The sequence below is a fragment of the Streptomyces sp. NPDC127108 genome (genome assembly GCF_042677545.1).
Lineage (GTDB): Bacteria > Actinomycetota > Actinomycetes > Streptomycetales > Streptomycetaceae > Streptomyces.
Genome location: NZ_JBHXTE010000070.1, coordinates 1 through 18638, shown reverse-complemented (window position 1 = coordinate 18638; position 18638 = coordinate 1). Strand labels below are relative to the sequence as shown.

General features: G+C 72.4%; 15 protein-coding genes and 1 pseudogene. 8 read left to right on the top strand and 8 right to left on the bottom strand.

Annotated features, from left to right (window positions below; all coding sequences use genetic code 11):
* Positions 1 to 71 precede the first annotated feature (71 nt).
* From ACFVHO_RS37990 to ACFVHO_RS37975, 4 genes are read right to left on the bottom strand one after another with little or no spacing between them, the layout of a single operon-like run.
* Entirely contained in the window at positions 72 to 3242 is a 3171-nt protein-coding gene (locus tag ACFVHO_RS37990) for an alpha-mannosidase (RefSeq protein ID WP_385725082.1), read from the bottom strand.
* 53 nt (positions 3243 to 3295) lie between these two features.
* Entirely contained in the window at positions 3296 to 4108 is an 813-nt protein-coding gene (locus ACFVHO_RS37985; RefSeq protein ID WP_385725081.1) for a carbohydrate ABC transporter permease, read from the bottom strand.
* 13 nt (positions 4109 to 4121) lie between these two features.
* Positions 4122 to 5102 carry a carbohydrate ABC transporter permease gene (locus ACFVHO_RS37980; protein ID WP_385725080.1) on the bottom strand — a complete coding sequence of 327 codons (981 nt, stop codon included), beginning with the start codon at positions 5100 to 5102 and terminating at the stop codon, positions 4122 to 4124.
* Positions 5099 to 6502 (bottom strand): ABC transporter substrate-binding protein, encoded by a 1404-nt coding sequence (locus ACFVHO_RS37975; protein ID WP_385725079.1) that lies wholly within the window; start codon positions 6500 to 6502, stop codon positions 5099 to 5101. Before ACFVHO_RS37975 ends, ACFVHO_RS37980 begins: the two co-directional genes overlap by 4 nt.
* Before the next feature lie 338 nt (positions 6503 to 6840).
* Between ACFVHO_RS37975 and ACFVHO_RS37970 the strand changes: the two genes are divergently transcribed.
* The 3 genes from ACFVHO_RS37970 to ACFVHO_RS37960 all read left to right on the top strand — a co-directional run bounded on the left by ACFVHO_RS37970 (position 6841) and on the right by ACFVHO_RS37960 (position 9107).
* Positions 6841 to 7383, top strand: a complete 543-nt coding sequence (locus ACFVHO_RS37970; protein WP_385725078.1) for a DUF4232 domain-containing protein — start codon at positions 6841 to 6843, stop codon at positions 7381 to 7383.
* Positions 7384 to 7783: 400 nt separating this feature from the next.
* Positions 7784 to 8440, top strand: a complete 657-nt coding sequence (locus tag ACFVHO_RS37965) for a LysE/ArgO family amino acid transporter (RefSeq protein WP_385725077.1) — start codon at positions 7784 to 7786, stop codon at positions 8438 to 8440.
* 43 nt (positions 8441 to 8483) lie between these two features.
* Complete coding sequence (locus ACFVHO_RS37960) at positions 8484 to 9107, top strand: histidine phosphatase family protein (protein WP_385725075.1); 624 nt, start codon at positions 8484 to 8486, stop codon at positions 9105 to 9107.
* Between the two features lie 36 nt (positions 9108 to 9143).
* Here the strand turns inward: ACFVHO_RS37960 and ACFVHO_RS37955 are convergent, their stop codons facing one another.
* On the bottom strand, positions 9144 to 10172 hold the full coding sequence (locus tag ACFVHO_RS37955; protein WP_385725073.1) for a cation diffusion facilitator family transporter: 1029 nt from the start codon (positions 10170 to 10172) through the stop codon (positions 9144 to 9146).
* Positions 10173 to 10570: 398 nt separating this feature from the next.
* Between ACFVHO_RS37955 and ACFVHO_RS37950 the strand changes: the two genes are divergently transcribed.
* Positions 10571 to 11218 carry a dihydrofolate reductase family protein gene (locus ACFVHO_RS37950; protein ID WP_385725071.1) on the top strand — a complete coding sequence of 216 codons (648 nt, stop codon included), beginning with the start codon at positions 10571 to 10573 and terminating at the stop codon, positions 11216 to 11218.
* A 74-nt stretch (positions 11219 to 11292) separates the two neighbouring features.
* Here ACFVHO_RS37950 and ACFVHO_RS37945 read toward each other — a convergent pair whose 3' ends face one another.
* Both ACFVHO_RS37945 and ACFVHO_RS37940 read right to left on the bottom strand, forming a co-directional pair.
* Positions 11293 to 11883 (bottom strand): GNAT family N-acetyltransferase, encoded by a 591-nt coding sequence (locus ACFVHO_RS37945; RefSeq protein WP_385725069.1) that lies wholly within the window; start codon positions 11881 to 11883, stop codon positions 11293 to 11295.
* 266 nt (positions 11884 to 12149) lie between these two features.
* Positions 12150 to 12947, bottom strand: a pseudogene (locus ACFVHO_RS37940) (glycoside hydrolase family 16 protein); the annotation flags it as partial.
* A 427-nt stretch (positions 12948 to 13374) separates the two neighbouring features.
* Between ACFVHO_RS37940 and ACFVHO_RS37935 the strand changes: the two are divergent.
* The 3 genes from ACFVHO_RS37935 to ACFVHO_RS37925 all read left to right on the top strand — a co-directional run bounded on the left by ACFVHO_RS37935 (position 13375) and on the right by ACFVHO_RS37925 (position 15508).
* The gene (locus ACFVHO_RS37935; protein ID WP_385725098.1) at positions 13375 to 14223 is read left to right on the top strand and encodes a GntR family transcriptional regulator; all 849 of its coding nucleotides are present in this window, start codon (positions 13375 to 13377) and stop codon (positions 14221 to 14223) included.
* A 145-nt stretch (positions 14224 to 14368) separates the two neighbouring features.
* A complete protein-coding gene (locus ACFVHO_RS37930) occupies positions 14369 to 15169 on the top strand; it encodes an SAM-dependent methyltransferase (protein WP_385725067.1) in 801 nt (266 codons plus the stop codon).
* Positions 15170 to 15223: 54 nt separating this feature from the next.
* The gene (locus ACFVHO_RS37925; protein WP_385725065.1) at positions 15224 to 15508 is read left to right on the top strand and encodes a hypothetical protein; all 285 of its coding nucleotides are present in this window, start codon (positions 15224 to 15226) and stop codon (positions 15506 to 15508) included.
* 12 nt (positions 15509 to 15520) lie between these two features.
* On the opposite strand, the gene ACFVHO_RS37920 is transcribed toward ACFVHO_RS37925, so the two are convergent.
* A complete protein-coding gene (locus ACFVHO_RS37920) occupies positions 15521 to 16954 on the bottom strand; it encodes a tetratricopeptide repeat protein (protein ID WP_385725063.1) in 1434 nt (477 codons plus the stop codon).
* A 258-nt stretch (positions 16955 to 17212) separates the two neighbouring features.
* On the opposite strand from ACFVHO_RS37920, the gene ACFVHO_RS37915 reads away from it, so the two are divergent.
* Complete coding sequence (locus ACFVHO_RS37915; RefSeq protein WP_385725061.1) at positions 17213 to 18544, top strand: M64 family metallopeptidase; 1332 nt, start codon at positions 17213 to 17215, stop codon at positions 18542 to 18544.
* The last annotated feature ends 94 nt before the right edge of the window (positions 18545 to 18638 follow it).

Here is an 18638-nt window from a genome sequence, read left to right as displayed (position 1 = left end):
TGCGGTGCTTCGTGCGGTGGTGCGCGCGAGGGTTCGCGCTGTGGTCGGGGCGCGTACGGGAAGGCGGCGGTTCAGGGGCGTACGAGGAGCAGGGCCGCCGTGGCCAGGGGCGGGACGGCGAGGGTCGTCGCGCCGTCCGCGTGGTCGAGTGCGGCGCCCTTCGTGCCGAGGTAGTCCGCCCGGTACGCGGCGGCCACCGGGAAGCGCACCAGGACGCGGCAGTCCACCGGCTCGTGCGCGAACGACTGCAGGCGCAGCAGCACCTCACCGGGCCGCGGCACCGTCGCGCCGACGAGCCGCACCCGCGGGTCGCCGAAATCGACGAAGGCGTGCGTCGCCGCGTCGGCGGCGACCGGGCCCCGCGCCCGGACCGCGCGCAGCGGCCGGCTGAACGCGGCGGCGGTGCGCGGCCCGAGCCCGTCGGCCACGGGCGCGCACGCGAGGCTGTAGCGGAAGGTGAGCTCGAAGCCCTGCTCGCTCGGGAAGTTGGTGTCCCACAGGTTGTTGTGGATCCAGGAGAAGACGGTGGCGGGCTCGTCGTGGCCCATCGTCTTCGGGAACGGCGCGTACGGCAGCGCGACGTTGCCGAACTGGACGAGCGGCGCGTCCTGCGAGGACCAGGCCACCGCGCACCCGTCGTCCGCGAGGGTCACCCAGCGGCGCACGGCCCGCATGTGGCGCGCGGAGCCCGGCACCACCGGCAGGCCGGTGCCGGTGACGCCGCCGGAGGCCTCCATGCGCACGGTGGGGTCGTCGAAGGCGAAGGGGAACGCGAAGTAGGCGCTCTCCTTGCCCAGGGTGCGGTCCTTGTCGAGGCGGTTCTCGATGTCGAGGCGGGGCACGCCGCGCGGCAGGGTCAGCGTGGTGCGCAGCCGGTTGGCGCCCGCCGGGCGGGTCTCGTAGGTGAGGGTCTCCGCGGTCGCCGTGGAGTGCCGGGCGATCAGGGCGGCGGGCGGGGCGACGGCCCGGGTCCCGAGGTGTTCGAGGCGGTCGGACGCGGTGGTACGGCTGGAGTTGTGGTTGAAGCCTCCGGCGGTGGTGTAGCTGTCGTGGAAGTAGCCGTTGAAGCCCACGACGGGGTCGGTGCGGACGAGTTCACGCCCGGTCGACTTGTCGATGACCGAGGCGACGCAGGCGCGCGCGAGGTCGACGCGGACGGCCAGGTGTTCGTTCTCCAGGAGTGTCGGGGTGGGGTGGGCGAGGGCCTGCGCGGCGGTGTCGGCGGGGTCCTCGCGTTCGGCGGTGCCGGTGGGGTTCCAGCCGGTGGCCGCCTTGACGGCGCCGGCCGCGGGGGTGCCGTGGACGTCGGTGTCGGTGTCGGTGTCGACGATCTCGACGCGTACGGAACCGGCGGGCGGCACCTCGTCGACCCGCACGACGAGGAACCGCCCGGCGTCCCGGTGGTCCTCGTTGGTCTGCGCCCGCTCCTCGTGCGCGAGCCGCCGGTGGCTGCGGCCGTCCCGAACGGCCACAGCCCGCTCCAGCGGCACGCTGCTCTCCGGCAGGAAGATCCGCACGACGTCGGTGCGCGGCCAGGAGCAGGTGTTGACGACGTGGTACGTGGCGAGGGCGCCCGGCGCGGCGGCGAGCCGCTGGCCGAGCCGGGCGCTCGCCCGGTGGAGCAGCGACGTGCCGTCGTCGTGGGCGCGCAGCGCCTGCCCGTACTTCCAGTGCCACTGCTGCTCCCCACTGTGGCCGCCCTCGTCGCCGTGGGTCCACGGGTCGCCGGCGCCCCAGGTGTGCTCGTCGAAGAGCGACACCGCTTCGTAGACCCCGGCGGCGTCCCGCGTGTCGTCCTCGGCCCCCGTGGCGTCGAGGAGGGACGCGAACGCGCCAATGGTCTGGGCGTCGGCGACCGCGGACTGGGCGGTGCGGGCCAGGGACAGCGGCTGTGCCCCCGCTCCCACCCCGTCGACCCACCAGTCGGTCCAGTCGCCTTCGAAGGTGGCGATCTCGTCACCGAGCCTGGCCTCGGCGTCGAGGAAGAAGTCCTCGTTGCGGGAGAGCCGCAGCCGGGGGTAGGCCCAGGTCTCGTTCCAGCGCCGCACGGTGTCGGCGATGATGCGGCGCGGCGGCGCGTTGTCGCCGAACTTGCCCTGGACGCGCAGGTGCAGGACGTCCCAGGGGTAGGGCTCGCGCTTGATGTCCTCCTGGTCCATGGCCCAGCCGAAGACACCGCCGCGGTAGGGGTAGGGGTGGCTCGCCAGGGACGTCAGGTAGGCGGGCAGCAGGTCGTCCACGTCGCAGTAGGCCGTGTCGAAGCCGAGCAGCGGGCCTTCCATGTAGGCGAGTCCGTGCGGGGTGTCGGTCATCCACACCAGGACGCTGTTGCCGCTGGGCGCCCGCCAGCGGAAGAGCCGGGGCAGCTTCTCGCCGCCGACCAGGTGCGGCACCGAGCGGCCCGCCCAGTTGTGGGCGACGGACAGATAGCTGACGCCCGCCGCGGCGAGGGCGTCGACGAGGCCCACCACCGCGCCGGGCACATCGGTCTGCATCGCGGAGGTGAAGCGCACGCCGTGGCGGACGCGGATGTCGTGGGCCAGGCGCAGGAGTTCGTGCAGCTCGTCCGTGGAGCAGGTCTCGGTGTGCAGGTTGAACGGCAGCGCCGTCAGCTCGATGCGCCCCTCCCCCACCCGGCGTATCAGCTCGTCGACCTGCTCCGCGGGCCGGGCCTCCGCCCACTGCTTGAAGGACCACAGCGACTCGACGCACCAGCGGAACCTCGACTCGGCGGGCCAGTCGTCGGTGGTCCGCGTCAGCTCCAGGCACGAGTCGAGGAAGGACAGGTGCTCCTTCAGGACCTGTCCCTGCGGGTCGGTGTAGCCGATGTCGAGGTGCGAGTGGTGCACCAGATGGATGGTCCAGTGGCGCTGCGGTGTCAGCGGTACGCCGATGCCCTCGCCGCTGCCGGGCAGGGCGACGGTGACGCGGGTGGGCGCGGTGACGGCGGGCACGAGCAGCCGCACGGCGCGGCCGGGCCCGGGGACGCGCTCGACGCGCAGCGCGGTTCCCGACTCCGTGCGCACCTCCAACTCCCCGGGCACGATCGCCCCGTTGACGGGTTCGACGCGCAGCGACTGCAGCAGCGTGCCGTCGGCGGCGCGCCGCATCAGGGGCTCCTCGGTGAGCCGCAGCACGCGCCCGTTCAGCGCTCCCTCGGCGCTGACCACCGAGGCGCGCAGGCTCGCGCGGATGCGGTCGTTGTCCCAGTCGGTGGTGCGGACCAGGGCCCGTGTCGTCATACGGATCTCTCCCGGGGCGGTCGGCGGGGCAATCGGGGTCGGACAGCTGTGGGTCAGCGGGCGGAGGCGGTGATGCCGCGCAGGAACAGGCCGCGGAACACCAGGAAGAGCAGCAGGGTGGGCGCGGACACGATCAGCGCGCCCGCGAGGATCACGGGCGGGCCCGCGGCGGAGTAGGCGTTGTTGAGGGTGGTGAGGGCGGCCATGACGGGCTGGACGTCAGCGCTGCGGCTGAGCGTGATGCCGAGCAGCAGGTCGTTCCAGACGGCGGTGAACTGGAAGATGAAGGCGGCGCCGAGCCCCGCCCGCATCAGCGGCACGTGGATGCGCCAGAAGATCCGCCCGAAGGACGCCCCGTCGAGCAGCGCCGCCTCCGTCAGTTCCGGCGGCATCGTGGTCATCTGGTTGCGGATCAGGAAGAACGCGAAGGGGATCGCCCAGGCGACGTACACAAGCATCAGGCCGAGCCTGGTGTCGTACAGGTTGGCGTCGGCGTACAGGCCGAAGAGCGGCGCGAGGAAGATCTGGAGCGGGAACAGCGTCCCGGAGTAGATCAGCCAGAACCAGAACGCGGGCCTGGGGATGGGCAGGACGACGACGGCGAAGGCCGCCATCGCGGCGACGAGCACGGCGAGCAGACCGCACACCACGGAGTACAGGAGCGAGGCCTGGAAGCTGTCCCCGATGCCCGCCTCGGTCCAGGCGGTCCTGGCGTTGTCGACGAAGTCGAAGCCCTGGAAGGTCCAGTCGGGCCTGCCCTCGTACGCGGTGGACGGCGTCAGCGCGTTGACGACGAGCAGGTACAGCGGTATCAGCCACAGCGCCACGCAGCCGGCGACGAAGAGATGACGTACGACGCGTCCCACGGCCGCCCCCTCCTCAGGCCTTCGCCCAGCCGGTGTCCGGCATCTGGTGGCGCAGGTACGCCCAGGACGAGGCGACGACGATCACGGAGAGGACCAGGGCGATCGCCGAGCCGTAGCCCACGTGGAAGAGGCGGAACGCCTCGCGGTACATGGTCAGGGCGAGGGTCTCCGAGGACCGCGACGGGCCGCCCTTGGTGAGGATCCAGATCATGTCGAACGCCTTGAGGCTGTTCACCACGGCCATGCCCACGACCACGACGGTCACCGCCCTCAGCTGCGGAAGCGTGATGTACCGGAACATCCGCCAGCCGCTCGCCCCGTCGAGCCGGGCGGCCTCGACGGTGTCCCGGGGAATCGCGCGCAGGCCGATGGCGAACAGCACGACGTTGATGCCGGTCGCCTGCCAGGTGGACGCGACGATCAGCGCGAGCGTGTTCTGCGGCCACTCCAGGAGCCAGGTCTGCGCCCAGGAGTCGAGGCCGACGCCCCGCAGGAACTGGTTGACGGCCCCGTCGGACGTCAGCATGAAGTTCCACAGGACGGCGGTGGCGGCGGTCGAGATCGCGAACGGCAGCACGATGACGAGCTGCGCGAAGCCCCCGAACCTCGTCCGGTGCGTGGCGACCGCGATCAGCAGGCCCAGGAGCACCGGCAGGAGCAGCGTCCCGGCCACCCACATCAGGGTGTTGAGCAGCGACCGGCCGAAGATGGGGTCGTCGGCGAGCCGGGTGTAGTTGTCGATTCCCGTGTAGCTGCTCGTGAAGCCGTTGTCCTCGAAGAAGCTGCCGTACACGCTGCGGAAGAACGGGTACACCAGCAGGACGCCGACGAAGGCGAAGGCGGGCAGGGCCCACGGCAGCGCGGCCAGCGGTCCGCCGCGGCGGGCGCCGGGGCGGGCGGCCCGGTGGGGCGTGCGGGTGGGGATCCGGCGGCGGGCGCGCTGCGCCTTGGCCGCCGTCGCCGCGGCCGGTGCGGGGGTGGTGGTCCCGGTCATGTCCGCGCCGCCTCCCGCCACACCTTCCAGGCGTCGTCGGCGCGCTCCTGCATGGTGCGCAGCACCTTCCGGTACGAGGACGGGTCGAGCAGGAAGCCCGCGAGGTCGTCGACGGTCGCCTCGACCAGCTCGGGCGGGCCCTGCTCCCAGAACCGGTTGAGCAGCCGCAGCCGTTCGCCGCGCACCTTCTCGGCCAGCGAGGCGATGACGGGGTTGGCGGCGGGCACCCGCGGGTTGGGGCAGCCGTCCTGGAGGGTGTGCGAGAACGCCTTCAGGACGGTGGGGTGCAGCCAGTTCCTGGTGGCCTTCAGCGCCTCGGCGCGGTCGGGGCCCTTGACGGTGGCGACCAGGGCGCTGGACTCGAAGATCACGGCGGGCCGGGCCGCGGGGTCCGCCATGGGCAGCACGAACGCCCCGACGTTCTTACCGGGTTTGCCGCCTCCGGCGGTGAGGGTCGAGCCGAGCCAGGTGCCGCACGGCAGCATGCCGACCTTGCCGTGCACGACGGCCGCGGCGGCGTCGACGTGGTTCATGTCCATCGGCGTGAACCAGTCCTTGTCGAAGTAGCCGGCAAGGGTGCGCAGGGCGCGTTCGGCGCGCGGGTCGGTGTACTTCTCGCGGCCGTTCATCAAGTCGTCGTAGAACTGCGGGTCCTGGCGGCTGAGGATCTCCTGGAACCAGATGAACGAGGGCCAGCGGCCGTCGGCCGTGCCGTGCAGCGGGGTGATCTTGTTCCGCTTCAGCCGGTCGGCGGCGGCAAGGAAGTCGCCCCAGGTCGCCGGGGGTTTCAGGCCGTGCTCGGCGAAGACCTCGGGGTTGTAGAAGATCACCCAGTACGCGAGGTTCATCGGCAGCCCGTACACCCGGCCCCGGTACGTGAACGCCTCCCGCAGGGAACGGTCCACCCAGCCGCGACTGACGGCCGCGTCCCACGGGCCGGTCAGGTCGGCGATGCCGCCGGTGCGGGCCAGGTCCTGGAGCCGGTAGCCGGACCAGTACTTGAGCAGGTCCGGGGTCTTGTTCGTCCGCAGCGAGGACTTCACCACCTGCTCGAACGCCTCAAGGGACGGGTTGATCTCCGGGACGAGCCGCAGCCCCGCGACCGACTTCATGGCCGCCCCCGCCGCGGCCATCGGCGCGGACCAGGCCGCGCTGTCCCCGAACACGGCGACCTTCCCCGCGGGTTGGCCCGACGCGGTGCCGCAGGCGGTGGCGAGGGTGCCGATCGCGGCGGTGGTGGCGGTGACGGCGGAGGCGGCGAGGAGGGTGCGGCGGGTGACGGTGGGTGCGGGCGACGTGGGCGTGGCGGGCGTGGCGGGCGTGGGCGTGAGCGTGGCGCACGTGCTCGGCGTGGCAGGTGAACTCGCTGTGCTGGGCGTGCTGGGCGTGCGGCCTGACATGGGTGGCCCCCCAGGTGCTTTCCCGGGTGTGTCCCGGCCCGGTGTTAGCGTTAACACGAGCGTGATGGAGCGTCGTGGCGGCGCGGGCGGTTGTCAAGGGAGCGCGGAGAAACCCGGCGCGATCGCGCCACGGCGCGGCGATGCGCCTCGGGGGCGCCCCTCGGGCCTCATCCGACGCTCCGTCAAAGTCAGTCCTCAGTCAGGCCAGTTGAGGGGCTGATTCCCGCCAGGTCACCCGAATGCAGGAGTCGATGCAACCAGGCGGCTCTCCCGTCGGTCATCCCTGCGCACCACCGCACACGCCGACCGCCGACGCACCGAACAAGGGACACCGCACCATGCGTACTCGCTCGCTCCTCACGCTCACCGCCACGGCCGGGGCCGCACTTCTCGCCCTCACCCCCACGGCCGGGGCACAGCCGGTGTCCGGCGCGCAGCCGAACGCCGCCGAGCGCCTGGCCACCTGCAAGGCGTCCGCGCTCACCGTGAAGGCAGCAGCCGCCGCCAAGCCCGGCGTGCTCCGCATCAGCATCAAGAACAAGACCACCAAGGCCTGCTCCGTCGACCGGATCCCGACCGTCACCTTCGGCACGCTGGACGGCGCGGCGCAGCCCGTTCCTGCCACCGAGAGCGCCCCCTACCGCGTCGCCGCGGGCCGCACCGCGTACGCCGCCGTGCGCACCGCCGCCGACCCGAGCGACACCACCGCCCGCCTGGTGGACTTCGTCACCGTCGCGGGCGACCCCTCGATCCGCGGCCGCCAGTTCACCGACGACGCGCTCGGCCTGCCGCAGGGCGTACGGGTGTGGGAGCCGGTGACGACGTGGTGGAAGTCGTCGCGGGCGAAGGCGGACGCGGCGCTGGCGAACGCTACGCGGTGACGCGGGCTCGGTGACGCCTAGGACACACCGGGTGCGGGGGGGCGACCGCCCCGCACCCGACTGCGACGACCCGCATTGCACCGCCGCCCCATCGACCCCGCGCTGCATTGCACCGCCGCCCCACCGGCCCCGCGCTGCGCTGCACGCCATCTCACCGACCCCTGCGCCGCATTGCACCGCACCGCCCGTGCCAGCACCCCGCTCCCCCCCAACGGCACGGCCCAGCCCCACCCCTCCCTGCCCACCCCGCACAAATTCACTTGCCCGAGCGGCGGCCCGCGCCACACGATCCCTCCATGCCGTTCATCCCGCGCGTGCCCCTGAGCACGCCCACCGCCGCCCCGCTGCCGCCCGCCTCCACCGGTCGTCCGGTGGAGCGGCAGCAGCAGTCCGGCCGACCGTGGGGACCGACGCCTCCGCGACGGTGACCGGGTATCTGGTCGCGGGCCTCCTCGCCGGGTATGGCATCGCCATCCCGGTCGGCGCGGTCGCGGCCCATCTGATGGCACTGACCGCCCGCACGTCGCTGCGGACCGGCGCCTGCGCGGCGCTCGGGGTGGCCACGGCCGACGGCGTGTACGCGCTGGTCGCCACGGTCGCGGGCGCGGCGGCGGCTCCTGTCGTCCGCCCGCTCATCGGCCCGCTGCGCTGGGTCTCCGCGGGCGTCCTCATCGCCTTGGCGCTGCGCTCGGCCAGGCAAGCCCTCGCCTTGTACCGACGACCGCAGGCGGCCGGGCCGAGCGACGAGAAGCCGGTGACACCCACCCGGGCGTACACGAGCCTCCTCGCCCTCACGCTGCTCAACCCGATGACCGTGATCTACTTCGCCGCGCTCGTCGTCGGCAGCCAGACCGACGAGGCGCCGGACCGCCTGGGCCAGGCCGTGTTCACCCTCGCCGCCTTCGCCGCGTCGGCGAGCTGGCAACTGCTGCTCGCCGGGGGCGGCGCACTGGTCGGCCGGGTCCTCACGGGGCGCCGTGGCCGTCTCGGCACGGCGCTGGCGTCCAGTGCCCTTATCGTCGCTCTGGCCGTCCACCTGCTGGTCTCGGCCCCGTGACCCCCACCGAAGCCCTCCCCGTCCACCGCCCTGGAGCACCTCGATGACCGCGACCGCCGCCCGCTACCTCTATCTCGCCCGGCACGGCGAGGCGTCCCCGGACGAGTCCGAGCTGACCGACCGCGGGCGCCGTCAGGCCGCCCTCCTCGGCGCGCGCCTGCGCGGCACCCCGTTGGCGGAGATCAGCCACGGCCCCTTGCCGCGCGCCGCGCAGACGGCAAGTCTCATCAGCGATCAACTCCCCGGCGTCCCCGTCACGCTGTCCGAGGCCGCCGGGGACTACGTCCCGCACGTGCCGACCCGGGACGAACTGCCGCAGGACTCGGCCACCATCCTGCTCGACCGGCTCGCCGCCTTTCCCGCGGACGAGCGGGAGCGCGGCCCCGCCCTCGCGCGGGCGGCCCTCGACCGGTTCACCGGACCCGTCGAGGGCGACACGCCCCGCCACGAGCTGGTGGTCACCCACAACTTCCTCATCGGCTGGCTGGTGCGCGCCGCTCTCGACGCGCCCGCGTGGCGCTGGCTCGGCCTGAACCACACCAACGCGGGCCTCACCGTGATCCGTTACGCTCCCGGGCGCCCGGCGTCCCTGCTCCTCTACAACGACACCGGGCATCTGCCACCCGAGCTCCGCTGGACGGGGCTGCCGCCCGAACTGCACGTCTGAGCAGGCCAGTCGGCGCCCCAGGGCGTCACTTGCCCCTCAGTGGGCGTGCGGTTCGCGCCGGTGCGTGGGGCCGTGGCCGTTGGCGCAGTGGGGTGCCGTCGCTCCGACGGTGGCCGCGGACGCCGACGCGGCGGCGTGGTGCGGGGCGTCGTCCTCGTGGTCGATCTGGAGCGTGGTGTGGGTGAGGCCGTACGTCTCGGCCAGTACGTGGTCGAGGTCGCGGCGCACGGCGTGGCAGTCGCCGCCCGGGTGGACCAGGACGTGGGCGGACAGGGCGGGCTCGCCGGAGGTGATGGTCCAGATGTGCAGGTCGTGGACCTCCGCCACTGCTGGTGCGGCGGCGAGCCGGTCCCCGATGGCGTCGGGATCGAGGCCCGCGGGCGCCGCTTCGAGCAGGATGCGGCCGGAGTCGCGCAGCAGCCCGCAGCCCGCCTTGACCATGAGGACGACGACGAAGAGCGTGGCGATGGTGTCGGCGCGGGCGAAGCCGGTGGTCATGACGACGACACCGGCGACGGCGGTGCCGATGAACGCGAACAGGTCGTTGAGGATGTGCTGGTAGGCGCCCTCGACGTTCAGCGAGGCGCGGTTGGCCTTCGACAGGCACCAGGTCGCCGCGAGGTTCACGGCGACGCCGGTGAGCGCGGTGGCGAGGACCATCCAGCCGGTGACCTCCGGCGGGTGCAGCAGCCGCACCACGGCCTCGTACGCGAGCCACACCGCGGCGAGCAGCAGGGTGAGGCCGTTGGCCTGCGCGGAGAGTATCTCGACGCGCTTGAGCCCGAATGTGTACGTGCCCTTCGCGGGCCGCGCGGCCAGCCGCATCGCCACCAGGGCGAGGATGATGGAGAAAGCGTCCGTGAGCATGTGGACGGCGTCGGACAGGAGCGCGAGCGAACCGGATATGAAAGCGATCGCCGTTTCCACCGAAATGAAAACGCCAATCAATACGAGTGCCAGCGAAAGCCAGCGCCTGTCGGCGTCGGCGGAGACGCCGTGACTGTGTCCGCCATGGCCTCCTGCCTGGTGATCGTGCCCGTCGTGGTGCGTGTGAGCGTGCCCCACAGGAAGGTCCCCCCGGCTGGTCTCGGTGTCCGACGCAGGGCAGTCAAGCGCAGATCGGCGAGGTCCGCAAAGGCTGCATCGGTGACCGTTTTCAATGCCGGAAATAGCGGTGCCGAGGGCTCCGCGAATCGGTGGAATTCACCGCCACGACAACGGCTGATTAACGCCGTTTGCCGTCAGGTCATTTCCCCTTCCGGCGCCTTCCCGACGGCTGGTGCTCTCACGGCGGCCACCCCGATGCCGTCCGCGTCCGCCACGGCCACACGGCCGGCGGGGCCGCTTCCTGACCCGCCGCGGAAAAAAGTTGCGGGTCGCTGTCGATCCGGCCACGCCCCGTTCGACGTAATGGTGTGTGGCGCCTCGCCGCACGATGACGCGACAGACCTGAGGAGGAGCACGTGGATCAACTGCTGAGAGTCATGAACTTCGCCGTCTCGAGTGACGGGATCGGTGCCGGTGAGAACCAGAGCCTTGAGAGTCCGTTCGGCGACGCCGTCGACCCGGCGAGGCTGTTCGCCTGGGCCGGTGCCACGGCGAGCTGGCCCATGCGCACGGATCCCGGCGGGAGCCGGGGCCTCGACGACTACTTCACCCGGGACTTCGCACGCAACATCGGTGCCGAGATCATGGGCCGCAACAAGTTCGGGCCCCAGCGTGGCCCCTGGCAGGACCACGGGTGGCGCGGCTGGTGGGGAGAGGAGCCCCCGTTCCACACTCCGGTGTTCGTCATGACGCACCACGAGCGTCCGTCGTTCACGCTCTCCGACACCACGTTCCACTTCGTCGACGGCAACCCGGCCACGGTCCTCGAACAGGCACGGGAAGCGGCGCAGGGCAAGGACGTCCGCCTCGGCGGCGGAGTCACCACCATCCGGCAGTTCCTTGAGGCCGACCTCGTCGACACCATGCACGTGGCGGTCTCTCCGGTGAAGCTCGGGTCCGGACTACGACTGTGGGAGTCCCCCGACGAACTGCTCGACCGGTTCCACCTGGAGGTCGTGCCCAGCCCGAGCGGCGTGACGCATCACCTGTTCTGGCGGAAGTGACGCGCGGGCCCCCTCGAGTTGAGACTGCGACTGCGAGGGGGCGCCCGCCCCGGCGGACCTACGCGGTCACAGCACTAGCCGTGACGTACCGCGGCGCCCGCCGTGACACGCCGCCTGACGTGCAGATGGCCCGGCGCGGGGAACGGCGGCCTGACGGGCAGCACCGCGTCCAGGTCGTATCCGGCCTTCGCCGCGACCCGGCACGAGGCGACGTTGTCGACCTGATGCAGCAGCCGCAGCCAGTGCAGCCCGCTGGCGCCGTACGTCCCGAACGCCCAGTCCGTCAGCGCGTCGACGGCCCGGGACGCGACTCCCCGGCCACGCGCCGCGGCCACCGTCCAGTACCCGACCTCACCGACCCCGGTGGAATTCCGGGGCGCCTTGACCGCGACGTTGGCCACCAGCCGCCGACCCCCGCCGTGCCCTTCGCCCCCGTGCTCCTCCTCGACGACGAAGCTCACGTACTCCTCCGTGGCCCACCCCTTGTGCCGCACCGCCAGCCAGCGTGCGGCTTCGGCGTGGTCGCGGACGGGCACCCGTGTCCACCGCCGCAGCAGCGGATCGCGGTACGCGTCGATCAGCGCCGCCGCGTCACCGTCGTCCCACGGCCGCAGCACCATGCCAGGCGCCCCGTCCGTCGCACCCACGCGCAGCGTGACGGTCATGAAGCCACCGGTGCCGCCTCGGACGCGTCCGGACCGAACGCGTACAGGACTTGCGGCTCGCCCCACTCCACGAAGGCGTCCGTCTCGCGGGCGGACGCAGGGTCAGACGCTGTGTCGAGAGAGACCGGCCAGTCGATCGCCGTACGGGCGGGGGCCGTCCGGGGCGGCGTGGGCTGAGGTGCTGTCATGGAGGTCATCCCAGCACAGCGGCCCGCCGCTACCCGTGGGCGGCCCCGCCCTGTGCGCGGCCGGGGCTGGTGCGTGCGCTACGGCATCGGCACCGTGTCCTCGAAGGCCGTGCCCGCGTCCCGGTACGCGGCGACGCGCCGGGCCGCCTCGGCGGGGGTGAGTACCTGGTCCTTGACGTGCAGGACGTAGTCGACCTGCTGGTGGTAGGAGCGGGGCTGGGTGGCGGGCTGGCCCGCGAGGTCGATCAGCCACTGGTTGAAGTTGATGGACATGGGGCGCTCGGGCAGGTACGCGGCGTCGTGGGTGCCGAAGTGCTGTCCGTCGACGTAGTAGGTGATGGCACGGTCGTCGATGGTGAGGACCAGGTCGTGCCAGCCCGCGAAGCTCTCGCGGCGCTCGGTGTGCTGGTTGACGGCCTGCCAGGGGTCGGGGTTGTAGGTCTCCCAGGACGTCGTGTAGAGGATGTTGCCGGGCTCGCCCCAGCCGCCGTTGGGCAGGTACTCGAAGTCGTACTCGGAGTAGTCGTCCGCCATCGGGGCCTTGAGGTCGTTGATGGTGAAGAACGTCTGGACGACGCGGTCGCCGTCGGGGCCGGACGCCGGGGCGTCGCTGAACCTCACCCGGGCCGCGTAGGTGCCGTTCTTGAACTTGGCCGACCGGGTGAGGATCTCGGTCTGCTCGGTGCTCGCGGCGGTGCCCGCGGTCTTCGTCTGCAGGTCCATGACGGAGCTGCCGCCGGTCGACGAGAAGGTGATGTTCCGCGGCACCCAGGAGGCGCCGGGCACCCCAGGGCCGCCGGAGTTGGAGCGGACGCTCCAGCCGTGCGCGGAGACGCGCGGGTCGTCGTGGGCGGTGTAGGCGAAGTCGTCGAACAGGACCGCGTCGGCCGCGGCGCGCCCTGCGGTCTGCCGGGAGTCGGCGGCGGACGCGGCGGCGGGCAGCACCGCGAGGGCGGCGCAGCCGAGGGCGCAGGCCAGGGCGGCAGCGGCGCGGCGGCGTGGGCTCCGGGCACGGGCGGGCGTCGAGTGCTGGGTCATGACGGGGTGTTCCTCTCCGGAACTGTGGGGGGAAACCGGTCGGGTCGGCGTGCCGGTCCGACGACCCTCGAACTGACCAGTTGGGCAACTGGTCAGCTGACCTCTTGCCGGTGAATGAAGGTGGCACGGCACCAGGGACCCGTCAACCCTGGACGCGCGAGCCGTCATGGAGCCCAACTCGCCTACACACGTTCCGAGTTGACAGGTCCCGTACACCGATCCCATGGCTAGACTTCACCTGACCAGCGAGGTGACGGAGGACACCATGGAGACCGACGCACCGGGAACGGTGCTCAAACGGGAGCGTGTGCGCGACTTCGTCCTGGAACTGATCGAGTCCCGGCAGGCCGGTGACGGCATCCCCTCCGAACGCACCCTGTGTGCCCGCCTCGGCGTGTCCCGACCGACGCTGCGGGCCGCGGTCGACGAGCTCGTCGCGGCGGGTCTGCTGGTCCGCGAGCACGGCCGCGGCATGTTCGTCGCGCCGGCGAAGATCACCCAGGAACTGGTCTCGGGCCGCGCCACGCTGTCGGTGCCCCAGGCGGCGGGCGCCTGGTCGAGCCGCCTCCTGGAGTTCACCACGGTCCCGGCCGGCGCCCGCGTGGGCCGCAGGCTGCGGATGTCACCGGCCGGGCGGATCGTGTACGTGGCGCGGCTGCGGCTCGTCGACGGCACGCCGATGGCCGTCGAGCACCTGCACCTCAAGGCGGATCTGGTGCCGGGGCTCACCGCCACCGAGCTGGAGTCGGGCGACCTGTACGCGCACCTGCGCGAGCGGCACGGCGTACGGGTGCACGAGGCGACGCAGACGATCGAGCCGACCGTCGTCACCCGCTCCGAGGCGCGCCTGCTGGACGTGCCCGAGCTGTCCCCCGCCCTGCTCTTCGAACGTCTCACCACGGACGCCGCGGACCGGCCGGTGGAGTACGTCCACTCCCTCTACCGCGGCGACCGCTACCGCATCGTCTCCCGCCTGGCCCTCGCCCCCACGACCCCGCCCGACCCCGCGTCCGGCGGCCACCACCCCGGCTTCCCGCCCGGCGACTTCACCGAGGGCGACCCCGTGGCCGCGTCGACGCTGGGCGACGTACAGGACGGGCCCGACCAGCCCTGACCTCGGCCTCGCGGCCGCCCCTCCGCACCGCTCACGCCCATGCGCGAGCATCGAACAGTCGTCGCACACGGCCCCTCGGGCGCTGGCATAATCATGATCGCCCGCGCCGCGGCCCCTCCCGGCCCCACCCGCACTGGAGTCACGTATGACGGCAGCATCCGAACCCCACGTGATCGACACCAGCAAGCCGCATCCGGCGCGGGTCTACGACTGGCTGCTCGGGGGCAAGGACAACTACCTGGTCGACCAGGAGCTGGCGCAGAAGCTGCCGCCGCAGGCGCGGGAGAACGCGCGGCGCAACCGGGCCTTCATGCAGCGCGCCGCGGCCTGGCTGGCAGGGCAGGGCGTCGACCAGTTCCTGGACATCGGCACCGGCATCCCCACGGAGCCGAACCTGCACCAGATCGTGCAGGCGATCACGCCCGCGGCTCGGGTCGCGTACGCGGACAACGACCCGATCGTGCTGCGGCACGCCGAGGCCCTGCTGGTCAGCACGCCCGAGGGTGCCACCACCTACATCCAGGCCGACGTCCGCGAGCCGGGGGCGATCCTCGAACACGCCCGCGGCTTCCTGGACTTCGACAGGCCCGTCGCGCTGTCCCTGATCGCGCTGATGCACTTCGTCATGGACGACGAGGATCCCTACGCACTCACGCGCACGCTCATCGACGCCCTGCCGTCCGGCAGTTACCTGATGTTCTCGCACGGCACCGCCGACGAGCACCCGGAGCTGAAGGAGTCCGTCTCGACCACGTACAAGGAGGGCCAGGTGCCGCTGCGCATGCGCGAGCGCGCCGAGGTCGAGCGCTTCTTCGACGGCCTGGACCTCGTCGAACCCGGCCTGGTGACCGCCACCGAGTGGTACCAGGACGGTCCCGCCCCCAAGCGTGAGCCGAGCGGCTTCTACGTGGGTGTGGCCCGCGTTCCCGGGGCTCCGCGCGGGTGACGTCCGCGGTGCGGGCCCTGTCGGGGAGCCGTACCGCGCTCTAGGGTGCGGCCCATGGACCTGGACGAGGACCTGCGCGACCTGACCCGCGACGAGCTGGAAGCCGAGGTGCGGAGTCTCCGGGCGGCCGTGCGCAGGCATCGCGACAGCTCCGGGCACGATCTGTGCTGGCACCACCCGCAGCTGTGGGACCTGCTGCCGGAGCGGGTCGAGCCCGCCGTGGCCGTCCCACCGTGGCCGCGCTTCCTGCGCGGCTGCGTTCGCTACCGGGAATCCCCGGAAGCGGAGCTCCCGGACGCGCCGGTGCACGACCGGGAGTACGGCGAGCCCGGTGCCTGAGGCGGCCCGGCGTCACATCGGGGGCGTCGCCGGGGCCGGGCCGAGGGTCGTGGTGCCGGGGGCCGCGCGGTGGCCGAGGCCGGTGCGGTAGGCGTCCAAGGCGGCCTCGACGCGGCCGGTGCGGCGCAGCAGGTCGCCCAGGAGGCGGCACAGGTCCGCCAGATCGCCCGCGGCGCTGGAGCGTTCCAGGAGGGAGAGGGCGGCGCAGTAGTGCTCCTCGGCGCTGTCGGTGTCGCCGCGCTCCTCGGCGATCAGGCCGAGCAGCCGGTGGGCGCCGCCCGCGTGCACGGCGCCGCGCTCGGCACCGAGGGCGCCGACGACCTCACCGGAGGTGAGCAGGGGCCGCAGCAGCGCCTCCGCCTCGTCGGCCTTGCCGCGCCGCCGCAGCACGTCCGCGAGTTCGACCTCGACCTGCACGGTGAACAGGGCGGCGCGCTTGGAGGCGAGCATGTCGCGGGCCGTGCGCAGCTCGCTCTCGGCGCCCTCCAGGTCGCCGTCCTGGGCGTGGACGTAGCCGCGCATCCAGTGGCAGTGAGCGAGTTCGGTGCGGATGTGCAGGTGCCGGTAGAGCTCCTGGGCCTTGGCGAGGGACGCGTCGGCCTCCGCGGTGCGGCCCTCGGCGATGAGGGTGCGGGCGACGCCGCGGTGCATGTGGGCGACGAGGGCGGGGTCGCTGACGCTCGGGGCGAGCGCGAGGGCGAGTTCGGCGGCGTGCGCGGCGCGGGCGTGCGCGCCCATGTCCATGTACGGGGCGATGGATGCCGTGTAGAGGAGCAGCAGGGCGTCAGGGTCGTGCAGGCCTGAGGCGTTGAGTTCGTCGAGGGTGGTTTCGAGCAGGTAGCAGGAGTAGCGCAGTTCGCCGGTCAGGAGGTGCGCGGTGGCCCGGCCGCGGATGGCGGGGACGCGCACGGGAAGCGGCTGGTCGGCGAGGAGGCGCTCGGCGGCGGCGAAGCAGTCGCGGGCGTCGGTGAGTTCACCGGACTCCAGGAGGCAGTCGCCGAGCCCCTGGAGGGCGGCGGCCTGCTCCTCGACCAGGTCGTGCGCCACGGCTTCCTCGTGCAGGGTGCGGAAGAGTGCCGCCGCGTCCTCGGGGGCGCCGGTGGCCAGGGCGCGCCGGGCGTCGGTGAGGCGAAGGCGCAGGTCCGTGGCGAGGCGGGCGGGGCGGCCCGTGAGCAGTTCCTCGTAGTCGACGCCGAGGCGTCCGGCGAGGTGGCGCAGCGCGGCTTCCGAGGGCCGCACCTTGCCCGACTCCAGCGTGGAGACGTACGCGGCGGTGTAGGCGGGTTCGGCCACCTGCCGCTGTGTGAGTCCTTGTTCGGTACGCAGCCTCAGCACGCGGCGACCGATCTCGACGGCTTCGTCGGACCGGGTGCCCTCGGGACTGTTCTCCGCCACCTCTCCCCTTCCATAGGTCAGGCCCTGAGCTAAGTCGATGACGGCGGTCATGCATAGATGCCGGAGGGAATTCAGGTGTCTGTCAAGAGTACGGCCACCAGGAAGGCCTGTCCGGTGAGCGGGCATTCCGGACTACGCGGGCGCCACACCGGGCGCCCTCACCGCCGCCACCACTGGCGTGAACTCGCCTGTCTCATACACATCTTGTGCCTCACCATTGCCTGACGCCCCCGAAGCCCCTACGTTGAGCGACGCCTTAAACGGCTTTAACTCGCCACTTACACGGCGGACTTCGGAAGGACCCCCACCATGCGCAGACGCAAGTCCGGCATAGCCAGACGTACGCCGCTCAAGATCGCAACAGCCGCGGGCATAGCCCTCGCGGCGACCCTCGCCGCCTCCGCGGGCGCGACCGCGGAGCCCGACTCCCCTGCCGCCCGCAGCGGAGCCGACTCCACCCAGCACGTGGAGTACTTCACCGGCGCGAACGGCCACCCCCGGCACACCGAGGTACCGGCCCCCGACCCGCTCACCGCCAAGGAGCGCAAGGCGGCCGCGGACGACGGCACCGTCGTCCCGATCGTGCAGAACGGCCCGGTCGGCTCCAAGGCCGACGTCGTCTTCATCGGCGACGGCTACACCGCCGCCCAGCAGGAGGACTTCCACGCCGACGTGCGCACGAAGTGGGCGGAGGTGTCGGCCGTCGAGCCGTACGCCTCGTACAAGAACCTCTTCAACGTGTGGGCGGTGGACGCCCACTCGCGCCAGTCGGGGGTCTCGGGCGACCCGACGAGCAATGTCCGCAAGGACACCGCGCTCGGCTCGGCGTTCTACTGCGACGGCATCGAGCGGCTGCTGTGCGTCGACACCAACAAGGTGGAGGCGTACGCGAGCAAGGCCGCCGATCCCGACCTGGTGATCGTCCTGTCCAACTCCACCAAGTACGGCGGCGCGGGCTACAACGACATCACCTCGCCGTCCGGCTACGACGGCATCGCCACCGCCTCCTCCGACAACGAGCAGTCCTCACAGGTCGTCGTGCACGAGACGGGGCACTCGCTGGGCAAGCTCGCGGACGAGTACGTGTACGAGGAGTACGGCACGTACACGGGCGCCGAGCCGTGGGAGTCGAACATCAGCAAGCTGACCGCCGCCCAGCTCACCGCGCAGAAGAAGAAGTGGTACCGCTGGATCGGCCAGTCCTCGCCCGACGGTGGCACCGTCGGCGCGTACGAGGGCGGCGGCTACTACCCCCGCGGCCTGTACCGGCCGACGGACAACTCGATCATGCGCACCCTCGGCCGGGAGTTCAACTCGCCCGGACGCGAGGCGATGATCGCGGGCTTCCACCGGCACGGCTCGGCCGTCTCCGCGGTCACGCCCACGGACAACGAGGTGCGGCGCGGTCAGCGCGTCAAGGTCCTCGCCGCCAAGGGCGTACAGCTGCGCTGGTCCGTCGACGGCCGCTCCGTGAAGAAGGGCGCCGACGCGCGGTCCATCACGCCGAAGGCCCTGGGTGTGCCCGCCGACGGCCGCGCCCACAAGATCACGGTGCGGGCCACGGACCCGACCCGCGCGGTCCGCGACCCGGAGCTGCGCAAGCTCCTCAAGGGGTCGCTGACGTGGCGGGTGGCGCGCTGAGGCGCCGCGTGCGCCACTGACCGGCGGATGCCTGTACCGGCCGGTGTTCCGGTGCCCCCCCGGGGGGCCCCGAACACCCGCCGTATGGCGGTGG